This window comes from Streptomyces sp. NPDC102441 (assembly GCF_044765585.1).
Lineage (GTDB): Bacteria > Actinomycetota > Actinomycetes > Streptomycetales > Streptomycetaceae > Streptomyces.
The window spans coordinates 164,024-188,903 of sequence record NZ_JBIWKH010000006.1 but is presented as its reverse complement, the minus strand read 5'-3'; the positions used below and the strand labels follow the sequence as shown (position 1 = coordinate 188,903).

The following is a 24,880-nucleotide window of genomic DNA, read 5'->3' as shown; positions in this document are numbered from 1 at the left end:
ACCTGACACGGCGGTCCGTATCGACGGGTGAGAGGACTCTCCTGCACAGCCGCAATCTCTGCTTCAATGGGGACATGGCCAGCTTCCAGCACACCGCGTCGGGTCGCAGCGACCTCGAGCCGTTCTGGCCCTCTCGTCAGCACCATGACTTCGACCGGGTGTGTTGCCGCGCGTGGAACGCGCAGGCCCTCTAAAGCCGCATCACCCGGCCTTCGGCCCGCGCGCACGACGTACGTCCTGGACGACTCCTCGCGCGAAAGAGCTGACCCTCATGGCGAACACCCGTACCTTCTCCACCGCGTCCGCCGTCACCGCGGCGTCCGCGGTGTCCGCTGCGGCCACCACCACCGCCCGCGACTCCCTGTCCCCCAACCGCCCCCGGCTGCGTGCCGTCGACCGTGACGAGGTCGTCGAGCTCTCGGACGTGGCCGGCTTCCTGCCGCCCGGCGCCACCTGGCTGCCCGCGCCCCAGCACACACTGCCCGCCCTGCCGGGACGGCCTCCGATGGTCGGTTACCTGGTGCTCGTGCCCGCCGACCAGCAGCCGGCCCTCGCCGGGGCCGTGGCCTCCGCCCGGAACCGGGAGTTCGTCCCGGAGCCGGCGGGCGGCCCCGTCCTGATCGACTCGACGCGGCGCACCGCCGCCGTGGACGGCGTCACCCTCGAACTCACCTACCTCGAGTTCGAGCTGCTGGCGCACCTGGTGGCGCACCCGCACCGGGTGCACACCCGCGACCAGTTGGTGACGACGGTCTGGGGTTACGGGCATGTGGGCGACGGGCGCACCGTCGACGTCCATGTGGCCCGGCTGCGCCGCAAGCTGGGCGCCGAGCACCGCCGGTCGATCCAGACCGTGCGGCGCGTGGGCTACAAGTACGCCCCCTGATCACACCGCTCGTACGGGAGGCCCCGGGTTCCTGCCCGGGGCCTCCCGCCGTTCCGATGGTGGTGCCAGGTACACCTCCGTCGGGTGGTGGAACGGCTGACGGCGCCCCCGGCGCAGAGGCGAGACTGTGTGTCGAACGGGATCCGGCGTGGGGCCCGGCAAGGAGAGGCACCATGATGAAATCGGCACAGAGCCGGGTACGGACCGCGATGCTGGCCGGCGGGCGGGCGTTCGTCCTCTCCTTCGCGAGCATCGCCGGCTCGGCCACCCTCTTCGTCCTGTCGGTCCTCTCGATCAGCTTCGTCCTGCTCGGGGTCGGGCTGGTCACCACGCCGTGGATCATGGAGGCCGTGCGCAGGCACGCCAACCAGCGCCGGCTGCTCGCGGCGACCTGGTCGGACATCCGCATCCCGGTCCCCTACCGGCAGTTCCCGAAGGATGTGCGCTCCGGGTTCACCGGACAGGTCGAGCGCACCACACTGCTGCTGAAGGACCCGGCGACCTGGCGCGACCTGCGGTGGCTGCTGGTCGACATGACGGCGGGCTACACACTGCTGGTCTTCGCCTTCGCGCTGCTGGTCTACCCGCTGGAGGGGCTGGTCCTGGCGGCGGGACTGTGGCGGGTGTTCGAGGACAGCACGTACTGGTACGGCTTCGTCCCGGTGGACAGCCAGATGACGGGCCTGGCCGCAGCGGCGCTCGGCATCGTGATCTTCCATGTCGGGCTGTTCGCGAGCAAGCCCCTGCTGCGCCTGCACTTCGTGCTCGCCAGGTCGGCGCTGTCGCCCACCCCGGAGGAGCTCGCGCAGCGCATCGAACGGCTCACCGAGACCCGCCACGAGGCGGTGGACACGGCGGCATCCGAACTGCGGCGCATCGAGCGGGATCTGCACGACGGGGCGCAGGCACGGCTGGTCGCCATGGGCATGAACCTCGGGACGATCGAGGCGCTCGTCGAGAAGGACCCGGCGGAGGCGAAGAAGCTGCTGGCCATGGCGCGTACGTCCTCCGCGGAGGCCCTCACCGAGCTGCGTGATCTCGTACGGGGCATCCACCCGCCGGTGCTCGCCGAGCGTGGCCTCGGGGACGCGGTGAAGGCGCTGGCGCTGCGGCTGCCGATCACGTCCGAGGTGACCGTGGACCTCGCGGCCCGCGCCGACGCACCGGTCGAGTCGGCGGCGTACTTCGCCGTGAGCGAGGCCCTGACCAACGTGGTGAAGCACGCGGAGGCCGACCGTCTGTGGGTGGACGTGCACCACGCCGAGGGCATGCTGCGGATCTCCGTCACGGACAACGGCAGGGGCGGTGCGGACATCGGGGCCGGCTCCGGACTGAGCGGCATCGAACGCCGGCTGGGTACATTCGACGGCGTACTGGCCGTCAGCAGTCCTGCGGGCGGCCCCACCATGGTGACCATGGAGATCCCTTGCGCGTTGTCCTAGCCGAAGATCTCTTCCTGCTCCGCGACGGCCTCGTACGGATGCTCGAAGCCTACGATTTCGAGATCGCCGCGGCAGTCGAGACGGGGCCCGAGCTGACCAAGGCCCTGGCCGAGTTGGAGCCGGACGTCGCCGTCGTCGACGTCCGGCTCCCGCCGTCCCACACGGACGAGGGCCTCCAGTGCGCGCTGGCCGCCCGCCGCCGGAGACCCGGCCTGCCGGTGCTCGTCCTGTCGCAGCATGTGGAGCAGCTGTACGCCCGGGAGCTGCTGGCCGACGGCAACGGCGGCATCGGCTATCTGCTGAAGGACCGGGTGTTCGACGCCGACCAGTTCATCGACGCGGTGCGCCGGGTCGCCGCCGGGGGCACGGCGATGGATCCGCAGGTCATCTCGCAACTGCTGTCACGACGCTCGGCGGACAAGCCGATGGGCGGCCTGACGCCCCGGGAGCGTGAGGTCATGGAGCTGATGGCCCAGGGCCGTTCCAACGTGGCGATCGCCTCGCAGATGGTGGTCACCGAGCGGGCGGTGGCCAAGCACACCTCGAACATCTTCAGCAAGCTCGGCCTGCCCGTGTCCGACGACGACAACCGCCGTGTGCTCGCGGTCCTCGCCTACCTCGACCAGGGCTGATCCCCGGGCCGGTCGAGAAGCCGGTCCAGCCGCTGGGCCGTACGGTCATCGTGCCCCGCGTTCCCGGTGCCTGCGGGGAAACGCACAACACGCCCCGGAGCGCGCACGCCGGAGTGACCATCGCACGATTCGCTCGTTCAGCTGAATATGCCCTCACTGCGAGCAGTACCGCCGTCCACCGGCCGCCCGTACGCGCAGGAGGCGACCGGGGAGCGGGCCGAGGCCGCGCCCGCCGAGCACTACGCCCGGCTGGTGCGGCTCGCGTATCTCGTGCTCGCGCCCTCGCTGGGCCGCAACCGCCGGGTGCTGTCGGCCCACTGGCTGGCCCAGCGGGCGCTGGCCGGCGGGCGGTCCGCGGACCCGGGGGGCGCGTACGCGGACGTACGGCTGCGGGTGCTGCGTTCCGCGCTGGAGGCGGGGCTGCCGCTGTTCAGGTTCGGCCGGCCGAGGCGGGCGCAGTTCCCGCCGCTGGTGCCGCAGGTGTGGGGGCTGCGGCTGTTCCCGCACTCCTGCGGTGCGGACGAGCTGGCTCTGGAGCAGGCCCTGGGCGAGGCGTCCGGGCCCTGCCGGGCCGCTCATGTGCTGCGTGGGCTCGAGGGGCTCGGCGACGCCGAGGTGTGCCGCGTTCTCGACGCGGCGGGCATCGACGATCCGCGGGCGGCGCTGCTGGAGGCCGACGCGCTCACGGCGCCCTACACCCTGCTGGCCTCGCCGGAGTTCGACCCGTGCTCCCTCCAGGTCAGGCCGACCGATCCGGCGCGCCGCCGGCGGCGCGGGCGTACGCTCCTGGCCGGTGCATGCGCCCTGCTGGTCTGCGGGACGCTGCTGCTGATGCCGGGGGACGGCCTGGGCGGCCCCAGCGCCTCGTCCGCACCGCTCTACTCGCGCAACCCCACCGCCCAGCAGGCCCTGGACCCGGACGCGTTGCGGCGGGTGCCCGGGGGGCTCTGGCGGACTTCCACACGCAGGGACTTCACCGTCTGGCCCACGCGCGGCGACCGCACCGGGGACACCGGGCTGCTGGGCCGCGCTCTCGCCGCGTGGGCACGGCCCGGCCCGGCGGTGGCCGCGTCGGCGACGCCCGGGACACCCGACGGGCCGCCGATGGGGCCGCCGCAGCTGCTGTACGCGGGCGAGGTCGGGCGGGCGGCGGTGGTGCTGTTCCACGACGGCCTGCGTGTCGTGCGCTACGCCGAGCCGCGCAACGCCGATCCGTCCGGGGGTGCCGCACTCGACTTCGCCCGGGTGGACGGGGCGGGCCCGGCGGCGGCGAGTGCGCTGGTGGTGCAGCGCCGCACCGGCCGGGTCCGTTATCTGACCGCGCCCTGGGTGCGTGACGTCGGCGTACGTGACCTGCTCGCACCGCACGGGAAGGCCAGGCCGCTGCCCCGCGACCGTCACGGGGTGACGGACCCGCTGACGGAGCCGGAGACCGAGGAGGGCGGCCGGGCGGACTGCCGTTCCTGGCAGGCCCTCGAGATGCGTGACGACACCGCGGCGCGGCTGATGACGGATCTCGGTGAGCTCACGCCCGTACGCCTCACCTCCGGTGCGCCGTCCGCTCCGCACGACGTGTCGGGCCGGGCGGAGCGCGAGAGCTGGGCGCGCACCGCCTGTCTTCTGCCGGCGGTGCGGTCCAACGGCGTCCGGAGCGTGAACTCCTGGCCGTACGCGAAGCAGCGGCTGCCGGAGGGCGAGGGGGACGCCCTGTGGTTCTGCACCCGGGCCGACACCTGGCGGGGCACGGGCAGCAGGGTCCTGGCGCAGTTCCAGGCGCCGCCCGAGCTGTCGGGCGGCACCGGGGCGCCGGCGGCGGTCGCGGCCCGCGCCGAGGACTCGCCGGACTGCGGGATACGCAGACCGCGGGTGCTGGCCGGTGTGCTGTGGAAGTCGGACGGCGGGCGGTGGTACGTACTGGCGGCGGGCTCACGGCAGTTCACCGCCCTGACCGCGAGCGGAGGGGTGACCGGCCGGGTCGCCGGGCGGCTGCTGGCGTTGCCCGCCGACGAGGGCGACCGGCCCCGGCTGGACGGGCTGCTGGCGGACGGCAGCCGGGTGGGCTCTCTGCGCTGAGGCGGTCCGCACGGGGCGGCCACCCCGGCAGGGGCGCCGACGTACGCCTTAGGGTCTGACGGGTGAAGATCCCACGCCTCCTCGACGGCCGGCTGAAACTGCGCCACCTCTCCCTCGTCGACGCGCTCTCCCGGCAGGGAAGTGTGGTCGGCGCCGCGGCCGAGCTCCACCTGACCCAGCCGGCCGCCACCCGCAGCCTGCACGAACTGGAGGACATCCTCGGGGTCCCGCTGTACGAACGCGGGCCGCGGGGGGTCACCCCCACCGTCTTCGGCACGGCGTTCACCGAGCACGCCCGGGCCGTGCTGGCCCAGCTGGCCCAGGCGGGCCGGCACGTGGTGGAGCTGGCCGACGCAGACCGGGGCACGGTCGTCGTCGGCACCCATCTCGCCGGGTCCAACGTGCTGCTCCCGCGGGCGATCGCCGCGCTCAAGAGAGGACGCCCCTACCTCACGGTCGTGGTCCGCGAGGCGTCCCCCGAGGCGCTGCTGCTGGAGCTGGAGGCCGGCCGCATCGACTTCGTCGTCGGCCGGCTCACCGTTCCCTCCGACGAGCGGATCCTACGGCGCACGCTGTACGACGAGTCCGTCGAACTCGTCGTCGGGGCCTCGCACCCTCTCGCCGGGCGCCCGGATGTGCGGCTCGCGGATCTGGCGGACCTCCCGTGGATCCTGCCGGGCGCGGAGACCGCTCTGCGGCGCGAGATCGAGGAGTTCTTCGCCCGGCACGGCATGCCGCTGCCGGCGAACCGTATCGAGACCACCTCCTTTCTGACGGTACGTCAACTACTGGTGGAGACCGAGGTCGTCGCGGTGCTGCCGGGGCTGATCACCAGGGACGACAGCCGGATCGTCCGGCTGGGCGTACCGCTCGACCCCATCGGACACAGCGTCGGGCTGGCCCTCTCGGCCTCCCGCACCCTGGGCCCGTCGGCTCAGGCTCTGATCCGGAGCCTGGAGGAGACGGCCGCCGGGATGACCGGGGGCCGGTCCTAGGGCCTGTCGTCAAACTCCCGTCGTCGCCCGGAGGACGGCCGCGCGGCGTCTGGTGCGTGCAATCGCAAGGCGCCGGAATGGTCTCGGTCGGGGCCTCCCCTGCTCGAACGGAGTTGAGAGCTCGGGGAAGGAGCTACTAGGGCATTTCGGCAACGCCGCGAGTGTGCGTGCCAGGCGTCGCGCGGCAGGCGTCGCGCGGCAGGCGTCGCGCGGCAGGCGGGAGTTTGACGACAGGCCCTAGAGTTCCGGCATCCCCAGGAAGCGCTCCGCGTTGCCGTGCGTGATCAGCCCCCGGCTGCGGTCGTCCAGGAAGGCGCTCTTGCGGACCACTTGGCCGACCGGGCGCTCGCCCAGCGGATACGGGTAGTCGCTGCCCACCATCACCCGGTCCGCGCCGACCGTGTCGACAAGGAGACGCAGGGCGCGGTCGTCGAAGACGACCGAGTCGACGTAGAAGCGGCCGAGGTAGTGCGAGGGCGGGAACGCGGAGGTGCCGATGACGTCGTTACGGCCGTGCCAGGCGTTCTCCATCCGGCCCAGCCAGAAGGCGAAGGAACCACCGCCGTGTGCGAAGCAGATCTTCAGCCGGTCGTCGATCCGGTCGAAGACCCCGCCCAGGATCATGGCGAGGATCGACAGATGGGTCTCCGCGGGCATGGCCGTGAGCCACTGCGCCATCCAGCGGTCCAGCCGGGGCGAGTTGGCCATGTCCCAGGGGTGCACGAACACCGGGACGTCCAGCGACGCGCAGTACTGGAGGAAGGTGACGACCCCCTCGCTGTCGAGGTCGAGATCGCCGACGTGGTTGCCGATCTCGACGCCCCGGTGCCCGTTGGCGATGCTGCGTTCCAGCTCGCGGCAGGCCGCGTCGGGGTCCTGCAACGGCACCTGGCAGAAAGGGATCAGACGGTCCGCTGCCGGGGCAACGATCTCCAGTGCCAGGTCGTTGAAGATCCGTGCGATCTTCGTCGCCTCGGCTCCACTGCGTCCGTACTGGAAGAACGCCGGGGTCGGCGAGACCACCTGCTTGCGCACCCCGTCCGCGTCCATGTCGCGCAGCCGTGTCCCGGCGTCCCAGGCATCGGCCTGGACCCGGCGGAACTCCCTGGAACCCATCATGATCATGGCCTCGGACTCGGACTCGATCCGCAGCCAGGGGGCGTCCGGGCCACCCTCTGCCGTCAGGTCCGGCCAGCCTCGCGGCACGTAGTGCGTGTGGATGTCGATGGTGCGGTCCACGGTCAGCCCTTCCCGGGGTGCAGAGCGCCGCAGTCCGGGCAGGTGCGTGCCTTCTCGTCCTCGTAGAAGGCGGTGAAGACCGGCGGCAGGTCCTCGACGATGTCGCGCACCTGGAGCTCGACCTCATGGACCAGCGCGGAGCAGTCGGCGCAGTACCACTGGAACTTCTCCAGGGTGCCCTCCTCGCGGACCCGCTCGATGACCAGACCGATCGAACCGGCGGCGGGGCGCTGCGGGGAGTGCGGCACGTTGCCGGGCAGCAGCCAGGTCTCACCCTCCCGGATGTGCACGGTCCGCGGCCCCTCCGTGGTCATGACGTCGACGTGCATGTCGCCCTTGAGCTGGTAGAACCACTCCTCGTACGGGTCGACGTGGAAGTCGGTCCGCTGGTTGGGTCCGCCGACGACCTGAACGATGAAGTCCGCGCCCAGGGCCATGGTGCGGTTGTTGACCGGCGGCTTGAGCAGGTGCTCGTGCTCGGCGATCCAGCCCTGGAAGTCGATGACGGGGGGAAGGGCGGTCATGAGGAAACCTCCGTGCTCTGTACTGCGTGGGACGGGCGGGACCGCGTCAGATGCGCGACGGCCTGGATCTCGATCAGCAGATGGGGATGGGGCAGCTGGTGCACCGCGACGGTCGTCCGGGTCGGCCCGCTCTCGTCGAAGAACTCGCCGTAGACCTCGTTGTATCCGCCGAAGTCGTTCATGGACACGAGGTACGTGGTGAGCTGGGCGATGTCGCCGAGTTCGGCGCCGACCTCGGCGAGGATGTCCCGGATGTTCTCGATGACCGCGCGGGTCTGCGCCTTGATGTCGAGCCGGGTGGTGCCGAACTCGTCGGCCTCGACGCCCACGAACGTGTTGTCGGGCCGGCGCGAGCTGGTGCCGGAGACGAACACCAGGTCGCCGACGACCTTGACGTGGGGGAAGCGCCCGCGCGGGGCTGCCTTCCCTTCGATGACCCGGGAGCCGCTCATCACCGCCCCCGTACCGTGACGGAGCCGAGGCCCGCCACATCGCACTCGGTGACCCCCGCCACCAGCGGCAGGGCGGCGGTGGCCGCACCGGCGAGCACGACCTCTCCGGCCCGCAGCGGGATCCGGCGGCGCCGGCACATGTCCAGCAGGGCGTGCAGCGCGTGCACCGGGTCGCCGAGGATCGCTGCGGTCGAGCCGACGGATTCAGCATCGGCGGTGCGCAGCCGTACCGCCCGGTTCGCCACGCTCCCGACAGGACTCCACGGGCCGATCGCGTATCCGGCGGCGGAGGTGTTGTCCGCGACGACATCGGTGTAGGTGAACCGGAAGTCGCGGTACCGCGAGTCGATGATCTCCAGGGCCGGTGCCATGGCGTCCACGCAGGACTCGATGTCGGTCAGCGGGTCGTCGAGGTCGACGTCGCGGCAGAGCCGGTAGGCGACCTCGGGCTCCACCTTGGGGTGGATGAAGCGTGCAAGGCCGAAGGAGTCGCCGTCCCCGATCCGCATGGCGTCGGTGAGCCGCCCCAGGATGACGTCGGACACCCCCATCTGCGCCATCTTGGCCTTGCTGGTGAACCCCAGCTTGACGCCCACGATCCGCTCGCCCCGGGCGACCCGGCGCTCCAGCAGCGCGGCCTGGACGGCATAGGCGTCGTCGATGTCGAACGCGTGGCTGTCGGCAAGACTCGGGGTGTCCGCACACGCCGTCTGTGCTGTGTCGAGCCGCTGTGCCAGCGAGCCGGTCAGGTCTGCCGCGATCACTTGCTGCTTCCTTCCTTGAGGGCCTCGCGCCGCGCGGCCAGGTCGAGTGCGATGTCCACGATCAGGTCCTCCTGGCCGCCCACCATCTGGCGCCGTCCGACCTCGACGAGGATCTGCCGGGTGTCGATCCCGTAGCGCTTCGCGGCGCGTTCGGCGTGCAGCAGGAAGCTGGAGTAGACGCCGGCGTAGCCGAGGGTGAGGGTTTCGCGGTCGACCTGTACGGGCCGGCTGCGCATCGGGCGGATGATGTCGTCGGCGGCGTCCTGGAGGGCGAACAGGTCGCAGCCGTGTTCCCAGCCGAGCAGATCGGCGACGGCGACGAACGGCTCGGCCGGGCAGTTGCCGGCCCCGGCACCCTGGCCGGCCAGGGCGACGTCGACGCGGTACGCGCCGTGCTCCACGGCGGTCACGCTGTTGGCGACCGAGAGGGAGAGGTTCTCGTGGGCGTGGATACCGATCTCGGTGCCCGCGTCCAGCACTTCGCGGTATGCGTCGACGCGGGCGGCGACATCCCCCATCGTCAGCCGGCCGCCGGAGTCGGTGACGTACACGCAGTGCGCCCCGTAGGACTCCATGAGCCTGGCCTGGGCGGCCAGCCCCTCCGGGGAGTTGAGGTGGCTCATCATCAGGAAGCCCGCGACGTCCATCCCGTGCTCGCGGGCCCAGGAGATGTGCTGTGCGCTGACGTCGGCCTCGGTGCAGTGGGTGGCGATGCGTACGCTGCGCACGCCCAGGGCGTGGGCCCGGCGCAGGTGCTCGATGGTGCCGATCCCTGGCAGCAGCAGGGTGGTCAGCTTCGCGTGCTGCAGGACGTCGGCCGCGGCCTCGATCCACTCCTCGTCGGTGTGGGCGCCGAAGCCGTAGTTCGCGCTCGACCCGCCGAGACCGTCGCCGTGCGCGACCTCGATGGCGGCGACACCCGAGGCGTCGAGTGCGGCGACGATCCGGCGTACCTGGTCGACGGTGTACATGTGCCCCATCGAGTGCATGCCGTCGCGGAGGGTCACGTCCTGTACGTACAGCTTCATGCGTTCACCCATCCTCGGAGCACGGCGATCTTCTCCGCGGTGCGGACAGCGGCGGAGGTCATGATGTCGAGATTGCCCGCGTAGTCGGGCAGGTAATGGCCGGCGCCGAGCACCTCCAGGAACACGGAGACCTTGACCCCGGTGATCCGCCGCCCGAGGGCGGGGACCATGGTCTCCTCGACCGGGTCGAACTGCACGTCCTGCTTGAGCCGGTAGCCGGGCACGTACTCCTGCACGGTCTCGGCCATCTGCTGTACGGACGCCGCGATCCGGTCCCGGCCCGAATCCGTCAGCGCGCCCTCGACGAGGCAGAAGACCGTGTCGCGCATGGCGAGCGGGGGCTCGGCGGGGTTCAGCACGATGATCGCCTTGCCGACCTCGGCGCCGCCCACCACCCGGATCGCCTCGCTGGTGGTCTCGGTGAACTCGTCGATGTTGGCCCGGGTGCCGGGGCCCGCCGACTTCGATGCGATGGAAGCGACGATCTCGGCGTACACGACCGGCGCGACGCGCGAGACCGCGGAGACCACGGGGATGGTCGCCTGGCCGCCGCAGGTCACCATGTTGACGTCGGGGGCGGCGAGATGCTCGTCCAGGTTGACCGAGGGCACCACGAACGGTCCGAGAGCCGCGGGGGTGAGGTCGACCATGAGCTTGCCGTGCTCGGCCGCGATCCGCGCGTTGCGTACGTGGGCCTTGGCCGAGGTCGCGTCGAAGATCACCTTGATGGAGTCGAACCCGGGCAGGGCCACGAGTCCGTCGATGCCCTCGTGCGTGACGGCGACCTTGAGCCGGGCGGCGCGGGCCAGTCCGTCGGACTCCGGGTCGATCCCGGCCATGGCGCCCATGCTCAGCGTCTTCGAGAGCCGCAGCACCTTGATCATGAGGTCGGTTCCGATGTTGCCGGACCCGATGACGGCGACCGGTACGGTGCCGTCGGTGGTGTTGCTCACTTGGTTCCCTCCTCGTCGAAGGTCTCGATGACGGTCTCGACCTCGCCCATCCCGTCCAGGACGAGGCGGTAGCGGCCGGGCTCGGTGACCGGCACCATCGGGCCCAGTGCGCCGGACATGATGACGTCTCCGGCCCGCAACGGCTGTTGCCGCCGGGCCATTTCGCGGGCCAGCCAGGCCACGGCGACGACCGGTGAGCCGAGGCAGGCGTGGCCGGCGCCGAAGGAGACCGGTTCGCCGTCGCGCTGGAGCACCATGCCGGTCCGGGAGAGGTCGAGCCCGCTCAGCGGGCACGGGGTGGTGCCGAGGACGACCGCGCCGCTGGAGGCGTTGTCGGCGACGGTGTCGGTGATGGCCAGGTCCCAGCCGGCGATGCGCGAGTCGACGATCTCGATGGCGGGCAGCACGAAGTCGGTGGCCCGCAGCACGTCGGCGACGGTCGCGCCGGGACGGTCCAGGTCGTGGCCGAGCACGAAGGCGATCTCCCCCTCCACGCGCGGCTGGAGGAAGCGGCCCAGCGCCAGCGGCTCGGTGTGCGCGTGCACCATGTCGTCGAAGAGCACCCCGAAGTCCGGCTGGAACACGCCGAACTGCTGCTGCACGACGGGGGCGGTAAGGCCGATCTTGGCCCCGGCCACGCGGGCTCCGGCGCTGCTGCGGGCGGCGGCGATGCGCCGCTGCACCTCGTAGGCGGAGTCGAGGTCGTCGGCGCCCAGGAACTCGCGTACCGGCGCGCAGGGGGTCCGGTCGGCGGCCGCGGCGGTCAGCCGCGCGACGGCGGCGTCGATCCCGGCGCGGGCAGCGGAGTGGTCGTGGTGTTCCGTCACAGCTGTACGCACACATTCGTCGGCTCGGTGTAGAAGTGCAGCGAGGACTCGCCGCCCTCGCGGCCGATGCCGGAGAGTCCGACACCGCCGAACGGGGATCGCAGGTCGCGCAGGAACCAGGTGTTGACCCAGGCCATCCCGACGTTCATGGACTGCGCCACCCGGTGTCCGCGGCGCAGGTCGTTGGTCCACACCGAGGCGGCGAGGCCGTACTCGGTGTCGTTGGCGAGGGCGATCGCCTCCGTCTCGGTGTCGAAGGGGATCAGCGCGGCCACCGGCCCGAAGATCTCCTCGCGCACCACACGGTCGCTGTTGGTCAGCCCCGTCCACAGGGTGGGCTCGATCCAGGAGCCACCGGCGAGTCCGTCGCCCAGCTGCGGCACGCCGCCGCCGGTGAGCACCTTGGCCCCGGCCTGCTCGGCCAGGCCGAAGTAGCCCAGCACCTTGTCCCGGTGCTCCTGGGAGATCAGCGGACCCGTGGTGGTGCCCTGATCGGCCGGGCTGCCCAGTCGCAGTCCGCGGGCCCGCTCGGCGAGGCCTTCGGCGATGGCGTCGAAGACCGGGCGCTGTACGTAGACACGCTCGGTGCACAGGCAGACCTGGCCGGTGTTGGTGAAGACCGACTTGGTCAGCCCGGTCAGCGCCTCGTCGATGTCGACGTCGTCGAAGACGATCGCGGCGTTCTTCCCGCCGAGTTCGAACGAGACGGGCCGGACCCGGGGTGCGACCGTCTTCATCACGTGCGAGCCGGTCGCCGACGAACCGGTGAAGGTCACGCCGTCGATGCCCGGGTGCGACGTCACGTACTCACCTGCGGAGCCGCCGCCGAAGCCGTGGACGACGTTGTACACCCCGGCGGGGAGCCCCACTTCGTCGAGCACCTCGGCCAGCAGCGTGGCGGTGGCCGGGGTCTCCTCGCTCGGCTTGACGACCAGGGCGTTGCCGCAGGCGAGGGCCGGGGCCACCTTCCAGGTCAGCAGCAGCAGGGGCAGGTTCCACGGGACGACGACCGCTACGACGCCGAGCGGTTTGCGTACCGCGTAGTTCAGCGCCTGCCTGCCGCCCGCGAGGTCGGTGAGGAACGATTCCTGCCCCGCCGCGGCGACCACGTCGGCGAAGGTACGGAAGTTCGCCACGGCCCGTGGGACGTCGAGTTCCCTGGCCTGGGCGACCGGCTTGCCGGTGTCGGCGATCTCCGCGGCGACGAACTCCTCGAAGCGTTCCTCGATCCGGTCCGCGGCCCTGCGCAGCAGCGCCGCCCTCTCCCGTACCGGAGTGGTCGCCCATCCCTCGTGCAGGGCCCGTCGGGCCGCCGTGGCCGCGCGGTCCACGAGGGCCCGGTCCGCCTCGTGCACCCGGGCGAACACCTGCCCGGTGGCGGGGTCGATGTCGTCGAAGCTGCGGTTCTCGTCGGGCTCCACGAACTGCCCGGCCACGAAGTTGCGGATCCACCGCCCTGTGTCTGCCGTCATGGACCTCACTGTGCTCGGGTACAGCCATGCACCACAAATGCAGATTGGTGACATCCATATACCCAGACAGGTATACCCAAGAAAAGGCCCAGCTATACCGCTCCGGGTATAGCACATCGGCGATTTGGTATTGGTGCGTCATGTCTCAGGGCGTGAGGATCCAGCAGTAATCGCCCCGCATGCCCAGATCCAAGTGATGGGATCCCCCGTGATCAATTCACCTCACGAAGAACACCCGGGCGACGCCCGCGCCACCGCGGGCAGAACCGCCCTCGCCACGCTCGCAGGCACCACGCTGGAGTGGTACGACTTCTTCCTCTACGGCACCGCCGCGGCGCTCATCTTCAACGAGCAGTTCTTCCCCTCGCTGAGCCCCACCGCCGGCACCCTCGCGGCCTTCAGCACCTTCGCCGTCGGGTTCATCGCGCGTCCGCTCGGGGGCCTCGTCTTCGGACACTTCGGCGACCGGATCGGCCGCAAGGCGACGCTGGTGGTCTCGCTCGTGCTGATGGGGATCGGCTCCACCCTCATCGGGGCCATCCCCAACTACGACTCCATCGGGTTCTGGTCCCCGGTGCTCCTGGTCGCCCTACGCGTCGCCCAGGGGATCGGACTCGGCGGCGAGGGAGCCGGAGCGACCCTGATGTCGATGGAACACGCGCCCCCGGGGAAGAAGAATCTGTACGCGGGATTCCCGCAGATGGGCACACCCGGCGGCCTGGTCCTGGCCAATGTGATCTTCCTGGCCACCAACTCGGCCTTGGGCGACCACGCGTTCACCTCATGGGGCTGGCGCATACCGTTCCTGCTCAGCTTCGTCCTGGTCGCCGTGGGCCTCGTGGTCCGGCTCCGGGTGACCGAGTCGCCTTCCTTCAGTCGCGTCCGGGCCCAGGAGGAAGTCGTCAGGTTCCCCCTCAAGGAGTCTCTCGCGGTCGGGTTCCCCAGGCTCTCACTGACACTCCTGGCCGTCGTGGCGAACTCCGCCGTGGCCTACGTGTTCATGGTGTTCACCCTGTCGTACGGCACCCAGCACCTCGGCTACGACAAGCAGTTCCTCATCCTGAGCGTGACCGCCGCGGCGGTCCTGTGGTTCGCGACCATTCCGTTGTGGACCGGTTTCGCCGACCGGCACGGCAGGCGGACCATGTTCATCGCGGGCTCCGCGGCCGTCCTCGCCTGGTGCCTCGTCTTCTTCCCCCTGCTCGACACGGGCAACTCGGCCCTCGCCGTGATCGCCCTGCTCGGCATGGGCCTCATCATCCCCGTCACGCACAGCGTGCAGGGCAGCATCATCGTCGACACCTTCCCCGTGAACGTCCGGTACTCGGGCACGTCGTTGATCCTTCAGAGCGGCGCCATCCTCGGCGGCGGCCTCGCCCCCATGATCTCCACCGCGCTGCTGGACTCCGGCGGGTCGTCGACCGGGGTGACGTGGTACCTCGCCGGGATCTGTACCGTCAGCCTGGCCGGTGCGGTCGCCCTGTTCCGCCTGGTGCCGGAGGGTGCCCCGGAAACGGACCGCGCCACGGTGGAGCCGCTCGTGGGAGACAGCGCATGACCCGGTCCGACGCCGTGCGCAGCGGCCCCGTCCGCTACGCCGTGGCCGACCGCTTCGCCCGGCCACGCGGCGTGAGCCCCGATGACACCCGCCCGGCCGGCGCCGAGGTGTGCCCCCAGCTGCCGTCCCGGCTGGACGCGGTGATGGGGCGCCCCCGGGACCGGCACCCACAGGGCGAGGACTGTCTGAACCTCGACGTCACCACTCCGGCCCGCGACGCCGGGAAGAGGCCGGTGATGGTCTGGTTCCACGGTGGCGGGTTCAGCAGCGGCGCCGGACTGATGGACTGGTACGACGGCGGGGCACTCGCCACCGAGGGCGATGTGGTCGTGGTGTCGGTCAACTACCGCCTCGGCGCCCTCGGATACCTCTGCCTGGACGGGGTCAGCGAGGGCAATCTCGGTCTGTACGACCAGCTCGAAGCGCTCCGCTGGGTGCAGGCGAACATCGCCGGGTACGGCGGTGACCCCGCTCAGGTCACGGTCTTCGGACAGTCCGCCGGAGCGCTCTCCATCCTGTTGCTGACCCGGCTGCCGGAGGCCCGCGGACTCTTCCGGCGCGCCATCCTGCAGAGCGCGCCGCTCGACATCGTCACGCGCTCCCGTACCGACGCGGAGGACCTCGGCCGGATGTTCGCCGCTCGGCTCGCAGCACACGCGCAGGGCACGGACCCGGCGGACGCCGACCCCAGGACCGCGGAACCCGCCACCGTCCTCGCAGCTCAACGGGACACCGCGCTCGCTCACGCGAAGTGCTCCGGCAGCACCGTCGAGCCCCCGTTCGGACCGGTCGAGGGTGCCGGTCCTCTCGGCTCCGCAGGCGCGTCCCCCGACGCACACGTGCGGGGCCTGGACATCATGTACGGCTGGAACGCGGACGACATGACGGCCTTCCCCGGTGAGCGCGGTGACCCGGCCGAGCTGACCCGCCGTATGTACGCCGAGCCGCTCGGCGTCCTCGGTGAGCGGCTGGAACGGGCCGGGGCCCGCGTCCACGCCTACCGGCTGGACTGGCGGCCGGCCGGCTCCGCGTTCGGCGCCACCCACTGCGTCGAACTTCCCCTGCTGCTGGGGTCCCGGGCCGCCTGGCAGACGTCACCGATGCTCGGCCACACCCCGTGGCACGAGGTGGACGCTCTGGGCCGGACCCTGCGAGCCGTCTGGACCTCGTTCGCCCGCACCGGCCGTCCCGGCACCACCGTTACCCCGTTGGTCTGCGGCGAGGTCCGCAGGCCCGGCCCGTAGCCGCGGACCGGGCCGAGCGGCGGCAGGCAGGCGGCACCCTGGGGTCCGCTTCCGTGTCCGCCGGTCAGTACCCTGTTGTTCATGACGACCGGGGCGCGACGCAGGATGGGCGTCGCTGAGCGCAGGGCCCAGTTGATCGGTGTCGCACTGGAGTTGTTCAGTCACCGCTCGCCCGACGAGGTGTCGATCGACGAGATCGCGGCGGCGGCCGGGATCTCACGCCCGCTCGTCTACCACTACTTCCCGGGGAAACGCAGTCTGTACGAGGCGGCGTTGAAACGGGCCGCGGACGAGCTGTCCGGCCGCTTCCTGGAGGCGCACGAAGGTCCCCTGGGGGCCCGCCTGATCCGGGTGATGCACCGGTTCTTCGACTTCGTCGAGGAACACGGTCCGGGTTTCGCCGCCCTGATGCGGGGCGGCCCGGCAGGCGGTTCGTCCACGGCCAACGCCCTGGTGGACGGGGTGCGGCAGGCGGCGTACGAGCAGATCATCGCGCATCTCGGTGTCCCACGCCCGCCCGCCCGGCTGGAGCTCGTCGTGCGGTCCTGGGTGTCGCTGGCCGAGTCGACGGCGCTGCTCTGGCTCGACGGGAAGCACATCCCGCGCGGAGAGCTGGAGCTGCAGCTGGTGCACGACTTCGCGGCGCTGGCATCGGTGAGCGCGGCGTACGACCAGGAGATGGCCGGCATCATGCTGCGGGTCTTCGCGCAGGAGCCGGCGGACGGCCCGTTCGGCGAACTGCTCACCAGGCTCTCGGTCCTGGCCCCCGCCGCACCGGCCGTCCCGCCCCAGCGGCTGCCTCAGCCCTTGCGGTAGGACGCGTCCAGGTCCCGGATCTCGGCCGAGGCGTGGACGGTGAGGCCGTCGGCGGGCTTCAGGTGCCCGGCCAGCAGCTCCAGGACGGCCTCCGTGAGCTGCGCCTTGATCTCGGGGGTCCGGCCGGGCAGCATCGCGATGGAGACGTTCACGATGGAGTCACCCGAGGGCGCGTCGCCGACGACGGAGTCCTCGGCCCTGCGGAACCGGGTCTTGCAGGCGGGGACCTCGGTGGACACGGTCTCGGCGACGAGCGGGTGCAGGGCCAGCGCGAAACCGCGCCGGTCGAAGCTGTCGTCGAGCTCGGCGGAGTAGTCGACGGTGATCTGCGGCATCAAGCGCTCCTGATCGCGAGTGCGGGTCCGTATACATGGACAGTGTGCACGGACGTGTACGCCTTCAGCTTCGCCTGATCGCGCCGCCCGCACAAGGGAGCACAGAAGCACAGAAACGGCAGGTCCCGGCTTCCGCCACGAGGGGCGGGAGCCGGGACCTGCCGTTTCGATGGCCGTCAGCGCCGGGTGAACACGGCGACCGTGCGCCCTGGGACGGTGAAGCCGCCCGACTTCCCTTCGTACGAGGCCTTCTTGACGGCGGCGTCCGCGCCGGCCGCCTGGACGGGGTGCAGGGCGTACGCCTTCCCGGCGAGCGCGGGGATGTCCTGCTTCTGCGTACCGGGGGTGGCGTTCATGACGACGACCAGGTCACCCAGGCGCATCGTGATCACCCCGGGGGTCTCCTCCTTGCCGGAGAGCGGGAAGGACAGGGTGTGCTGCACCTGTTCGGCGGTGGCGAGGTCGAACTCCTTCTCGGTGGTGCGGATCCTGAGCAGGTCCTGGTAGGCGACGGACGCACCCGTGATCTGCGCGCAGCCGGGGGTGAGCGCGGGGTTGGTCAGCAGCGGCTTGCCGTAGGACCACTTGTCCTTGTTGTCGGCGGCGGGCGGCAGTCCCCGCCCGAAGCCGTTGCCCTTGCGGCAGTCCCAGTTCAGCACGTTGAACCAGTCGCCGCTGTCGAAGGAGTTGCGGTCCAGCGACTTGGAGCGCAGCAGGTCGGTGCCGGCCTGGGAGAGCGCCGGTCCCTGCGAGAGCACAGCGGTGGCCATCGCCACGACCTGCATGCGGGCCCGGTCGGCGGCAGAGGTGTCCGCCGGGAGCTTGAAGGCCAGCGTGTCGTAGAGCGTTTCGTTGTCGTGGGCGTCGGCGTAGGCGAGCGCGTCACCGGGTGCCGCCGCGTATCCGGCGGGGGCTCCGTTGTAGTCGACGGCCGAGCCCCTGACCGTACGGCCCTGGGTGTCGGTGAAGGTGTAGTCGGCGAGGCCTCCGGTGAGGCCGACCTTGATCAGGTCCTGGTAGTGGAGGAGCCGGGCCTTCTGTTCGGCCTCGGTGCCGTTGGCGGAGGAGGTGTTGGGGTCGGTGTAGAGGCCGGAGGCGAAGCCCTGGACACCAGGGTCCTCGTCGAAGGGGCCGCCGCCGCGGACGGCGTCGCGGGCCCGGTCGGAGAAGGTGGCGATGCCGGTGCCGGCCATGTTCTTCTGGGTGGCCTGGACGAAGCGTGCGTCGTCGGCGATCTCACCGAAGTTCCAGCCCTCGCCGTACAGGATGATCTTCTTCCCGTCGACGCCGTCCTTGGCGACGGTCAGTTCGTCGAGGGCCTTGCGGACCGCGAGGATGTTGGCCTTGGGGTGGTGGCCCATCAGGTCGAAGCGGAAGCCGTCGACCTTGTACTCCTTGGCCCAGGTGACGACCGAGTCCACGACGAGCTTGCCCATCATGGTGTTCTCGGGCGCGGTGTTGGCGCAGCAGGTCGAGGTGGCGACGGTGCCGTCCTCCAGGAGGCGCTGGTAGTAGCCGGGCACGATCCTGTCGAGGACGGACTTGTCGTCCTGGCCGGAGGCGACGGTGTGGTTGTAGACGACGTCCATGACGGTCCGCAGCCCGGCGCCGTTGAGCCCCTGGACCATCTGCCGGAACTCGACCGTGCGCTTCGTGCCGTCGGGGTCGGAGGCGTACGAACCCTCGGGGACCGTGTAGTGCAGCGGGTCGTAACCCCAGTTGAAGGCGTCCTTCGCTGCGGCCTTCGCCACACAGGCCTGCTGCTCCTCGGAGTCGGGGGCGTGGACGGACAGGTCGCAGCCCGGCTTCTGCTGGTCGGACTTCTTCTCGGGGATCGTCCCGATGTCGAAGGCGGGCAGCAGGTGCACATAGCTGGTGCCGGAGTCCGCGAGCTCCTTGAGGTGCTTCATGCCGTCGGAGCGGGTGTCGGTGAAGGCGAGGTACTCACCGGGGTGCTTCGACGTGGCGTCCGTGACCGAGAAGTCACGGATGTGCAGATCCTGGATCTGCGCGTCGCGCAGCGGGGTCGCGGCGGGCTTCTCCAGGCCGGACCAGCCGCGCGGGGCGAGCTCCGGGTCGTCGAGGTCGACGACGAGGCTGCGGGCGGAGTCGGTGGTCAGGGCGGTGGAGTAGGGGTCGGTCACCTTGTTGGTGACCATCTTCTGGACGGTGGGTGCCCAGACCTGGACGGCGTAACGGTAGGGCTTGCCGTTCCAGCTCTTGCTGCCTGTGACCGACCAGACGCCGGTGCTGCCGTCGCGCCGCATCGGGACGGTCTTCCCGTCGAGTTCGAGCGACACGGTGCGGGCGGTGGGCGCCCAGACGGAGAGCGTCGGGCCGCCCTTGCGGAAGACGGGGCCGAGTGCGGCCCCGCTCGCGGCCTTCCCGTACAGCGCGTCCAGCACACCAGCGGTCTGTACGCCGGTGGCGGCGAGCAGGGCGCCGTTGGCGGCGCGCTGGGTGGCGATCAGCTGGCCGCGCAGGGATTCACGGACCCTGTCCCGGTCACGGGTGTCGACGGTGAACGCCGGATAGTCCTTGAGGTGCGGGTACTTCGCCTTCTGCGCGTCGGTGAGTTCGGTGGCGCCGAGCCGGAGCCACCGGCCCTCGTCGGAGAGGGCACCGTCGACGACGGAGATCCCGCCGTTCTTCGCGTACACGAGCTGCTGGCTGGTGGCGTCGGTGGCCTTCACCTTCCAGACGACGGTGTCCCCGTCGATCCACTGGGCCTCGGCCTTGGTCAGGTCCGGGGAAGGCACCCCGCCGGCCTGCGGGAGCAGGTAGCCGGACTTCCCGCCGAGCATCCAGACCTCGTGCCCGTACGAGGCGATGTCGAGGGACTGGTCGCTGGGGAGGTCCTTCTCGTCGCCCTTGTGGAGGATGTAGCTGAGCGAGGTGGCACCGTCCGTGAGCGGCACCTCGAAGGTGACGCCGTAGGCGTCGGTCTTCACGGGCTCCAGCGGCTTCGCCCAGTCCGTGGGGGCGGCAGCCCCGGTCCAGGTGTGCAGACCCCAGCCGTCGTAGTCGCCGTCGGCCCGGTGGTAGTGCAGGACGGCCTTGGAGGTGTCCTGCGCCGGGGCCTCGGGAGCCTCGGTGGCCTGCTCGTCCTTGCCCTGCTCGACCCAGACCTGGCCGGTCTGCGTGAGGTCGACGGTGCGCTCGGGCCCGTCGGCCGTGCCGTTCTTCTCGACCGTGTACGGGACCGAGGAGGCGCCCTCGTCGAGGTCGATCCAGGCGAACGCGCCGTAGGCGTCCCGCCCGATGAAGTCGGCGGTCCTGTCGCCGGACTTCAGCTGCCGGCCCTCGTAGTCGCCGTCCGCGCGCTTGTAGTGGACGACGGCGTGGTCGCGTTCGACGGCGACCGGCTTCGGGGCCGGCGGTGCCTGTCCCGCGGTGGTCGAGGCGAGGGTGCTCGCGGTGCGCCCGGCGCGGTCGACGACCACGGCCTTGTAGCGCAGCGGGACCCCGGCCTTCACCGACTCGTCCAGGTGCTGGGTGACCTTGTAGGGGGCGTGGTCGGCGGAGCCGAGGGTGACCCACTTGCCGCTGCCGGTCTGCGCGGCGAACACGACACGGTTCAGACCACCGCCGTCCACGTCGGCGCTGATCTCGACCGTGCCGGTGGCTCCTGCGGCAGGGGCCTTCAGGGTGACCGACGGCTTGGTGGCGGGGGTGCCCAGCTGCTTGTCGGCGCGGAGCACGACGCTGGACAGCGCGGGGACGGTGACCTCGACGGCCTTGTCCGCACCGCTGCGTACAGCACCGGAACTCCCGTACAACGAGCGGAAGTTCATGCCCGCCGACTCGGTGGGGACCGCCACGGTCTTCGCCTCGGCGGAGTTGTTGGTGGCGACGAGGTATTCATACGGGCGCTCGGTGTCCGTGCGCGAGAAGGCGTAGACGGACTCCTTGGAGTAGCGCTCGGTCTGCACGCCGTCGCGCAGCGCCGGGTGGTCCGCGGTGAGCTTCGACAGGGCGGCGATGGAGCGGTAGAGCGGGTGGGTCGTGTCGTACGCATCGGAGGTGTGCGTACGGTCGGTGCCCAGCTGGTCGTCGTCGAGGTAGTCGGCGGTCTTCGAGGCGAACATCGTCTGGCGGGCGTCCTTGTCGCCGCCCGCCCCGGTGTAGCCCTGTTCGTCGCCGTAGTAGATCACCGGGTTGCCGCGGCCGAGGAGCATCAGCTCGTTCGCGAGGCGGGCGCGGTTCAGGAGTTCGGCGTCATCGGCCTTCGGGTTGTCCTGCTTCAGGAAGGTGCCGATCCGGCCCATGTCGTGGTTGCCGAGGAAGGTCACCTGCTCGTAGGCGTTGGCCTTGTCGGTGGTGTAGCGGTAGTCGTCACCGTAGACCGCGGCGAGCTTCGAGGCCGGGGCGCCCTGGGAGGCGTACTGCCGGGCGGCTTCCTGGAAGGGGAAGTCGAGCGTGGCGTCCAGCCTGCCCCGCGTCACATAGGGCGAGGTGATCGCGGTGTCGGAGGAGTAGACCTCGCCGAACATGAAGAAGTCGTCGCGGCCGTGGGTCGCCGCGTAGCCGTCGAGGGCGGTCGCCCACTGGGTCCAGAAGTCGAGGTCGACGTGCTTGACGGTGTCGATGCGGAAGCCGTCGATGTCGAAGTCCCGGACCCACTTCTCGTAGATCTTCTCCATGCCGGAGACGACCTCGGGGCGTTCGGTCCACAGGTCGTCGAGGCCGGAGAAGTCGCCGTACTCGGTGGACTCGCCGGCGTAGGTCGAGTCGCCCCTGTTGTGGTACATCGTGGTGTCGTTGAGCCAGGACGGAGCCTTCTTCCCCGTGTTCTGCGGGGTGTACGGGAAGGAGTCGGCGTTCACCTCCTCGACGCCCCGGGTGTCGTCGAAGGGACGGCCGCTCTCGTCGAGGTACGGGTAGGCGCCCTTGGGTTTGTAGCCGTACTCCTTCTCGGCGTGGTCGACGGTGTCGGCCGTGTGGTTGGTGATGACGTCGAAGAAGACCTTCATGCCCTTGCCGTGGGCCTTGTCGATCAGCTTCGTGAGGTCGGCGTTGGTCCCGAAGTGCGGGTCGACCTGGGTGAAGTCGGTGATCCAGTAGCCGTGGTAGCCGGCCGAGGCGTCGTCTCCCGTGCCCTGGACGGGCCGGTTCTTGAAGATCGGGGCGAGCCAGATCGCGGTGGTCCCGAGGCCCTTGATGTAGTCGAGGCGCTGGGTGAGGCCCTTGAGGTCGCCGCCCTGGTAGAAGCCCTTGTCCGTGGGGTCGTAGCCGGTCTCCAGCCGTGAGCCGGTCAGCCCGCCCCGGTCGGTTGAGGTGTCGCCGTTGGCGAACCGGTCGGGCAGCACGAAGTAGAACTGCTCGCGGGTCAGGTCCTGCCTGGCCGGTTCCTTGGCGAGTCTCGCGTCCGAGGGCGGGGAAGGGGGTCTTGCGGCAGCGGACGCGGAGGCCGCCGGCACGACGGGCAGCAGCACCGCGCACAGTGCGGCGGCGGCTCCCCGCCGGAGGGTGGTTCGGGACACGGGCGGGTACTCCTCGGCTTTCAGGGATGGGGTTCAGCGGTGCGGGCCGGGAACGCGCCATTCGCGTCCCCGGCCTGCCAGGGGTGTGATCAGCTGCGCCAGACGTCGGCGGTCAGGGCGGCCTTGCCGGTGGACGGCACGGTGGCGGTGCGGTTGGCGCCGCTCTCCCAGGTGACGTTGGAGCCCGCGTCCTTGCGGAGGTACTTGTACTCGAACGACGTCCCGGCGGGCAGGCTGACGTCGAGCTTCCAGACGGGGTACGTCGCCGGGTCGAGCTTCAGCGCGCTGCCCGGGTCCCAGTTGCCGAGCGCGGCCTGGTTTCCGGTGACGTAGATGTTCTGGCCGGGCTGGGTGGTGGCGTTGACGCCGAAGGAGGCACCGGACTGGCCGGCCCCCGGGTCCGGGTCGGGGTTTCCGCCGCCGGAGCCGGAGCAGGTACGGGCGTTGACGTGCAGCGCGACGGCCGTGTTCGCGCCGAGCGTGGCGGTGAACTGTCCGGAGCCGTTGACGGTGACGCCGTTGCCGGACTGGACGTCGCAGTAGTCACCGGCGGGCAGCGAGGTCTGGAACGTACGGCTCAGCGAGGAGCCCTCGTGGTTGATGGCGACGTAGGCCTTGGAGCCCCGGCCGAAGGCGATCTGGTCGCCGCCGTTGTCCCACCAGTTCGAGACTCCTTGCCCACGGGCGGCGTTGCGGAAGCCGACCATGGAGGAGATCTCGCGCCAGGCGTGCTGGCACTTCCAGCCGTCGCTGTAGCAGGCGTTCACCTGGCCGCCGTTGGGCGGGCCGGCGTCCTTGTCGGACCACTCGTAGCCGGAGTGGACGTCCGGGGAGCCGTAGGGGTGGGCCAGCATGAAGACGCTCGCCAGGGTGTAGTTGGCGCCGTCCTTGTAGTTCAGGGTGTCACCGCCGCGCTCGGTGTCGTGGTTGTCGACGAAGACGGCCGACTTGCCCGACTCCATGAAGCCCCAGCCCTCACCGAAGTTCTTGAGGTTGGCGAGGTTCTCGTTGTTGAAGACCTGCTTGAGGCCCCGGCCGTAGCGGAACTCCTGGACGTCGCCGCTGCCGAGGTACTCGGTGGGCGAGACGGCCTCGCCGGCCCCGTGGATGGCCTCGTGCTTCCAGTACACACCGGGGTTGCTGAGCCGGGACTTGATGTCGGCGAGGTCGCCGGCCGGCATGTGCTTGGCGGCGTCTATGCGGAAGCCGTCGACACCGAGGGAGAGCAGGTCGTTGAGGTAGCCCGCTATTCGGCCGCGTACGTACTCCTCACCGGTGTCCAGGTCGGCGAGGCCCACCAGTTCGCAGTTCTGGACGTTGCCTCGGTCGCCGTAGTTGCTGATCTGCGACTGGCAGTCGTTCATGTCGTTGACGGAGTAGGTGCCCGGGTAGTCGTACTTGCTGTACGAGGACCCGCCGGTGCCGGTGCCCGATCCGGCCGACATGTGGTTGATGACCGAGTCGGCCACGACCTTGACGCCCGCGCCGTGGCACGTGCTGACCATGTTCGCGAAGGCCGTTCGGTCACCGAGGCGGCCGGCGATCCTGTAGCTGACGGGCTGGTACGAGGTCCACCACTGGCCGCCCTGGATGTGCTCCTGGGGCGGCGAGACCTGGACGTAGCCGTAACCGGCCGGACCGAGGCTGTCCGTGCAAGCCTTTGCCACGGAACCGAAGTTCCACTCGAACATCACCGCGGTGACGTCCTTCTCGCCGGGCGGTGCGGCTTGGGCGGTCCCGGCGCCGAGACCGGCGGGGACGGCGAGAACAGCGGCACCCAGGGCGAGGGCGAGCGCACCGGACAAGGGTCTGTGTGCCATGACGTTCCTCCTGCGGTGGGGGAAGTGCGGGGATGGCGGAGCAGCCTCACGTGGCAACACGCCGTGCCGTCAAGGCTCATGAAGGTTCTTGCAGCAAGGATGCAAAACTTCGTGTGCGGCAGACCGTACGAGCCTGACCTGCCCCGGTCAACCCCCTGGACACGACGCGATTACACGCCGTTCACATCCGCGGGATCCCGGAGATTTCTTCCTGCAAGGTGTTACGCAAAATGTTGCGAGCCTGTTAAGTTCATCCCGACTCCGGCCCGGCCGGCCGGGGGTCCGGACACCCGGGCCCCACGCGCCCGGCCGACCGGGCCGGTCACAACGCGGAGAG

At 70.6% G+C, this 24,880-nt stretch carries 19 protein-coding genes; 8 read left to right on the top strand and 11 right to left on the bottom strand.

The window, feature by feature from the left end; translation table 11 throughout:
- Positions 1–271 precede the first annotated feature (271 nt).
- From ACIREO_RS14985 to ACIREO_RS14965, 5 genes are all read left to right on the top strand, one after another.
- Positions 272–886 (top strand): winged helix-turn-helix domain-containing protein, encoded by a 615-nt coding sequence (locus ACIREO_RS14985; protein WP_404109226.1) that lies wholly within the window; start codon positions 272–274, stop codon positions 884–886.
- Between the two features lie 176 nt (positions 887–1,062).
- Entirely contained in the window at positions 1,063–2,328 is a 1,266-nt protein-coding gene (locus ACIREO_RS14980) for a sensor histidine kinase (protein WP_404109978.1), read from the top strand.
- Complete coding sequence (locus ACIREO_RS14975; RefSeq protein ID WP_404109223.1) at positions 2,313–2,960, top strand: LuxR C-terminal-related transcriptional regulator; 648 nt, start codon at positions 2,313–2,315, stop codon at positions 2,958–2,960. The genes ACIREO_RS14980 and ACIREO_RS14975 overlap by 16 nt, the downstream gene beginning before the upstream one ends.
- 147 nt (positions 2,961–3,107) lie before the next feature.
- A complete protein-coding gene (locus ACIREO_RS14970) occupies positions 3,108–5,033 on the top strand; it encodes a hypothetical protein (RefSeq protein ID WP_404109220.1) in 1,926 nt (641 codons plus the stop codon).
- A gap of 62 nt (positions 5,034–5,095) precedes the next feature.
- Positions 5,096–6,028 (top strand): LysR substrate-binding domain-containing protein, encoded by a 933-nt coding sequence (locus tag ACIREO_RS14965; RefSeq protein WP_404109218.1) that lies wholly within the window; start codon positions 5,096–5,098, stop codon positions 6,026–6,028.
- Between the two features lie 237 nt (positions 6,029–6,265).
- On the opposite strand, the gene ACIREO_RS14960 is transcribed toward ACIREO_RS14965, so the two are convergent.
- From ACIREO_RS14960 to ACIREO_RS14925, 8 genes are read right to left on the bottom strand one after another with little or no spacing between them, the layout of a single operon-like run.
- A complete protein-coding gene (locus ACIREO_RS14960; RefSeq protein ID WP_404109215.1) occupies positions 6,266–7,267 on the bottom strand; it encodes an amidohydrolase family protein in 1,002 nt (333 codons plus the stop codon).
- Positions 7,268–7,269: 2 nt separating this feature from the next.
- Complete coding sequence (locus tag ACIREO_RS14955) at positions 7,270–7,791, bottom strand: 3-hydroxyanthranilate 3,4-dioxygenase (RefSeq protein ID WP_404109212.1); 522 nt, start codon at positions 7,789–7,791, stop codon at positions 7,270–7,272.
- Entirely contained in the window at positions 7,788–8,243 is a 456-nt protein-coding gene (locus ACIREO_RS14950) for a RidA family protein (RefSeq protein WP_404109210.1), read from the bottom strand. Before ACIREO_RS14950 ends, ACIREO_RS14955 begins: the two co-directional genes overlap by 4 nt.
- Positions 8,243–9,007, bottom strand: a complete 765-nt coding sequence (locus ACIREO_RS14945; RefSeq protein ID WP_404109207.1) for a 2-keto-4-pentenoate hydratase — start codon at positions 9,005–9,007, stop codon at positions 8,243–8,245. Before ACIREO_RS14945 ends, ACIREO_RS14950 begins: the two co-directional genes overlap by 1 nt.
- A complete protein-coding gene (gene dmpG / locus ACIREO_RS14940; protein WP_404109204.1) occupies positions 9,004–10,035 on the bottom strand; it encodes a 4-hydroxy-2-oxovalerate aldolase in 1,032 nt (343 codons plus the stop codon). Before dmpG ends, ACIREO_RS14945 begins: the two co-directional genes overlap by 4 nt.
- Positions 10,032–10,988: an acetaldehyde dehydrogenase (acetylating) gene (locus ACIREO_RS14935; protein ID WP_404109202.1), complete on the bottom strand. Its 957-nt coding sequence runs from the start codon at positions 10,986–10,988 to the stop codon at positions 10,032–10,034. Before ACIREO_RS14935 ends, dmpG begins: the two co-directional genes overlap by 4 nt.
- A complete protein-coding gene (locus tag ACIREO_RS14930; RefSeq protein ID WP_404109199.1) occupies positions 10,985–11,815 on the bottom strand; it encodes a 2-keto-4-pentenoate hydratase in 831 nt (276 codons plus the stop codon). The genes ACIREO_RS14935 and ACIREO_RS14930 overlap by 4 nt, the downstream gene beginning before the upstream one ends.
- Positions 11,812–13,287, bottom strand: a complete 1,476-nt coding sequence (locus ACIREO_RS14925) for a 2-hydroxymuconic semialdehyde dehydrogenase (protein ID WP_404109196.1) — start codon at positions 13,285–13,287, stop codon at positions 11,812–11,814. Before ACIREO_RS14925 ends, ACIREO_RS14930 begins: the two co-directional genes overlap by 4 nt.
- A 211-nt stretch (positions 13,288–13,498) precedes the next feature.
- Here ACIREO_RS14925 and ACIREO_RS14920 point away from each other — a divergent pair, with 211 nt between their 5' ends.
- The 3 genes from ACIREO_RS14920 to ACIREO_RS14910 all read left to right on the top strand — a co-directional run bounded on the left by ACIREO_RS14920 (position 13,499) and on the right by ACIREO_RS14910 (position 16,905).
- Positions 13,499–14,845: an MFS transporter gene (locus ACIREO_RS14920; RefSeq protein ID WP_404109975.1), complete on the top strand. Its 1,347-nt coding sequence runs from the start codon at positions 13,499–13,501 to the stop codon at positions 14,843–14,845.
- Entirely contained in the window at positions 14,842–16,089 is a 1,248-nt protein-coding gene (locus tag ACIREO_RS14915) for a carboxylesterase family protein (RefSeq protein ID WP_404109193.1), read from the top strand. Before ACIREO_RS14920 ends, ACIREO_RS14915 begins: the two co-directional genes overlap by 4 nt.
- Before the next feature lie 81 nt (positions 16,090–16,170).
- Positions 16,171–16,905 (top strand): TetR/AcrR family transcriptional regulator, encoded by a 735-nt coding sequence (locus ACIREO_RS14910; protein WP_404109191.1) that lies wholly within the window; start codon positions 16,171–16,173, stop codon positions 16,903–16,905.
- On the opposite strand, the gene ACIREO_RS14905 is transcribed toward ACIREO_RS14910, so the two are convergent.
- The 3 genes from ACIREO_RS14905 to ACIREO_RS14895 all read right to left on the bottom strand — a co-directional run bounded on the left by ACIREO_RS14905 (position 16,890) and on the right by ACIREO_RS14895 (position 24,543).
- A complete protein-coding gene (locus ACIREO_RS14905; RefSeq protein WP_404109188.1) occupies positions 16,890–17,240 on the bottom strand; it encodes a 5-carboxymethyl-2-hydroxymuconate Delta-isomerase in 351 nt (116 codons plus the stop codon). The two genes, ACIREO_RS14910 and ACIREO_RS14905, sit on opposite strands and share 16 nt — an antisense overlap.
- 176 nt (positions 17,241–17,416) lie before the next feature.
- Positions 17,417–22,723, bottom strand: coding sequence for a pullulanase-type alpha-1,6-glucosidase (pulA, locus tag ACIREO_RS14900; RefSeq protein ID WP_404109185.1), 5,307 nt, complete (start codon positions 22,721–22,723; stop codon positions 17,417–17,419).
- A gap of 89 nt (positions 22,724–22,812) precedes the next feature.
- On the bottom strand, positions 22,813–24,543 hold the full coding sequence (locus ACIREO_RS14895; protein ID WP_404109182.1) for a carbohydrate-binding module family 20 domain-containing protein: 1,731 nt from the start codon (positions 24,541–24,543) through the stop codon (positions 22,813–22,815).
- Positions 24,544–24,880: the final 337 nt, after the last annotated feature.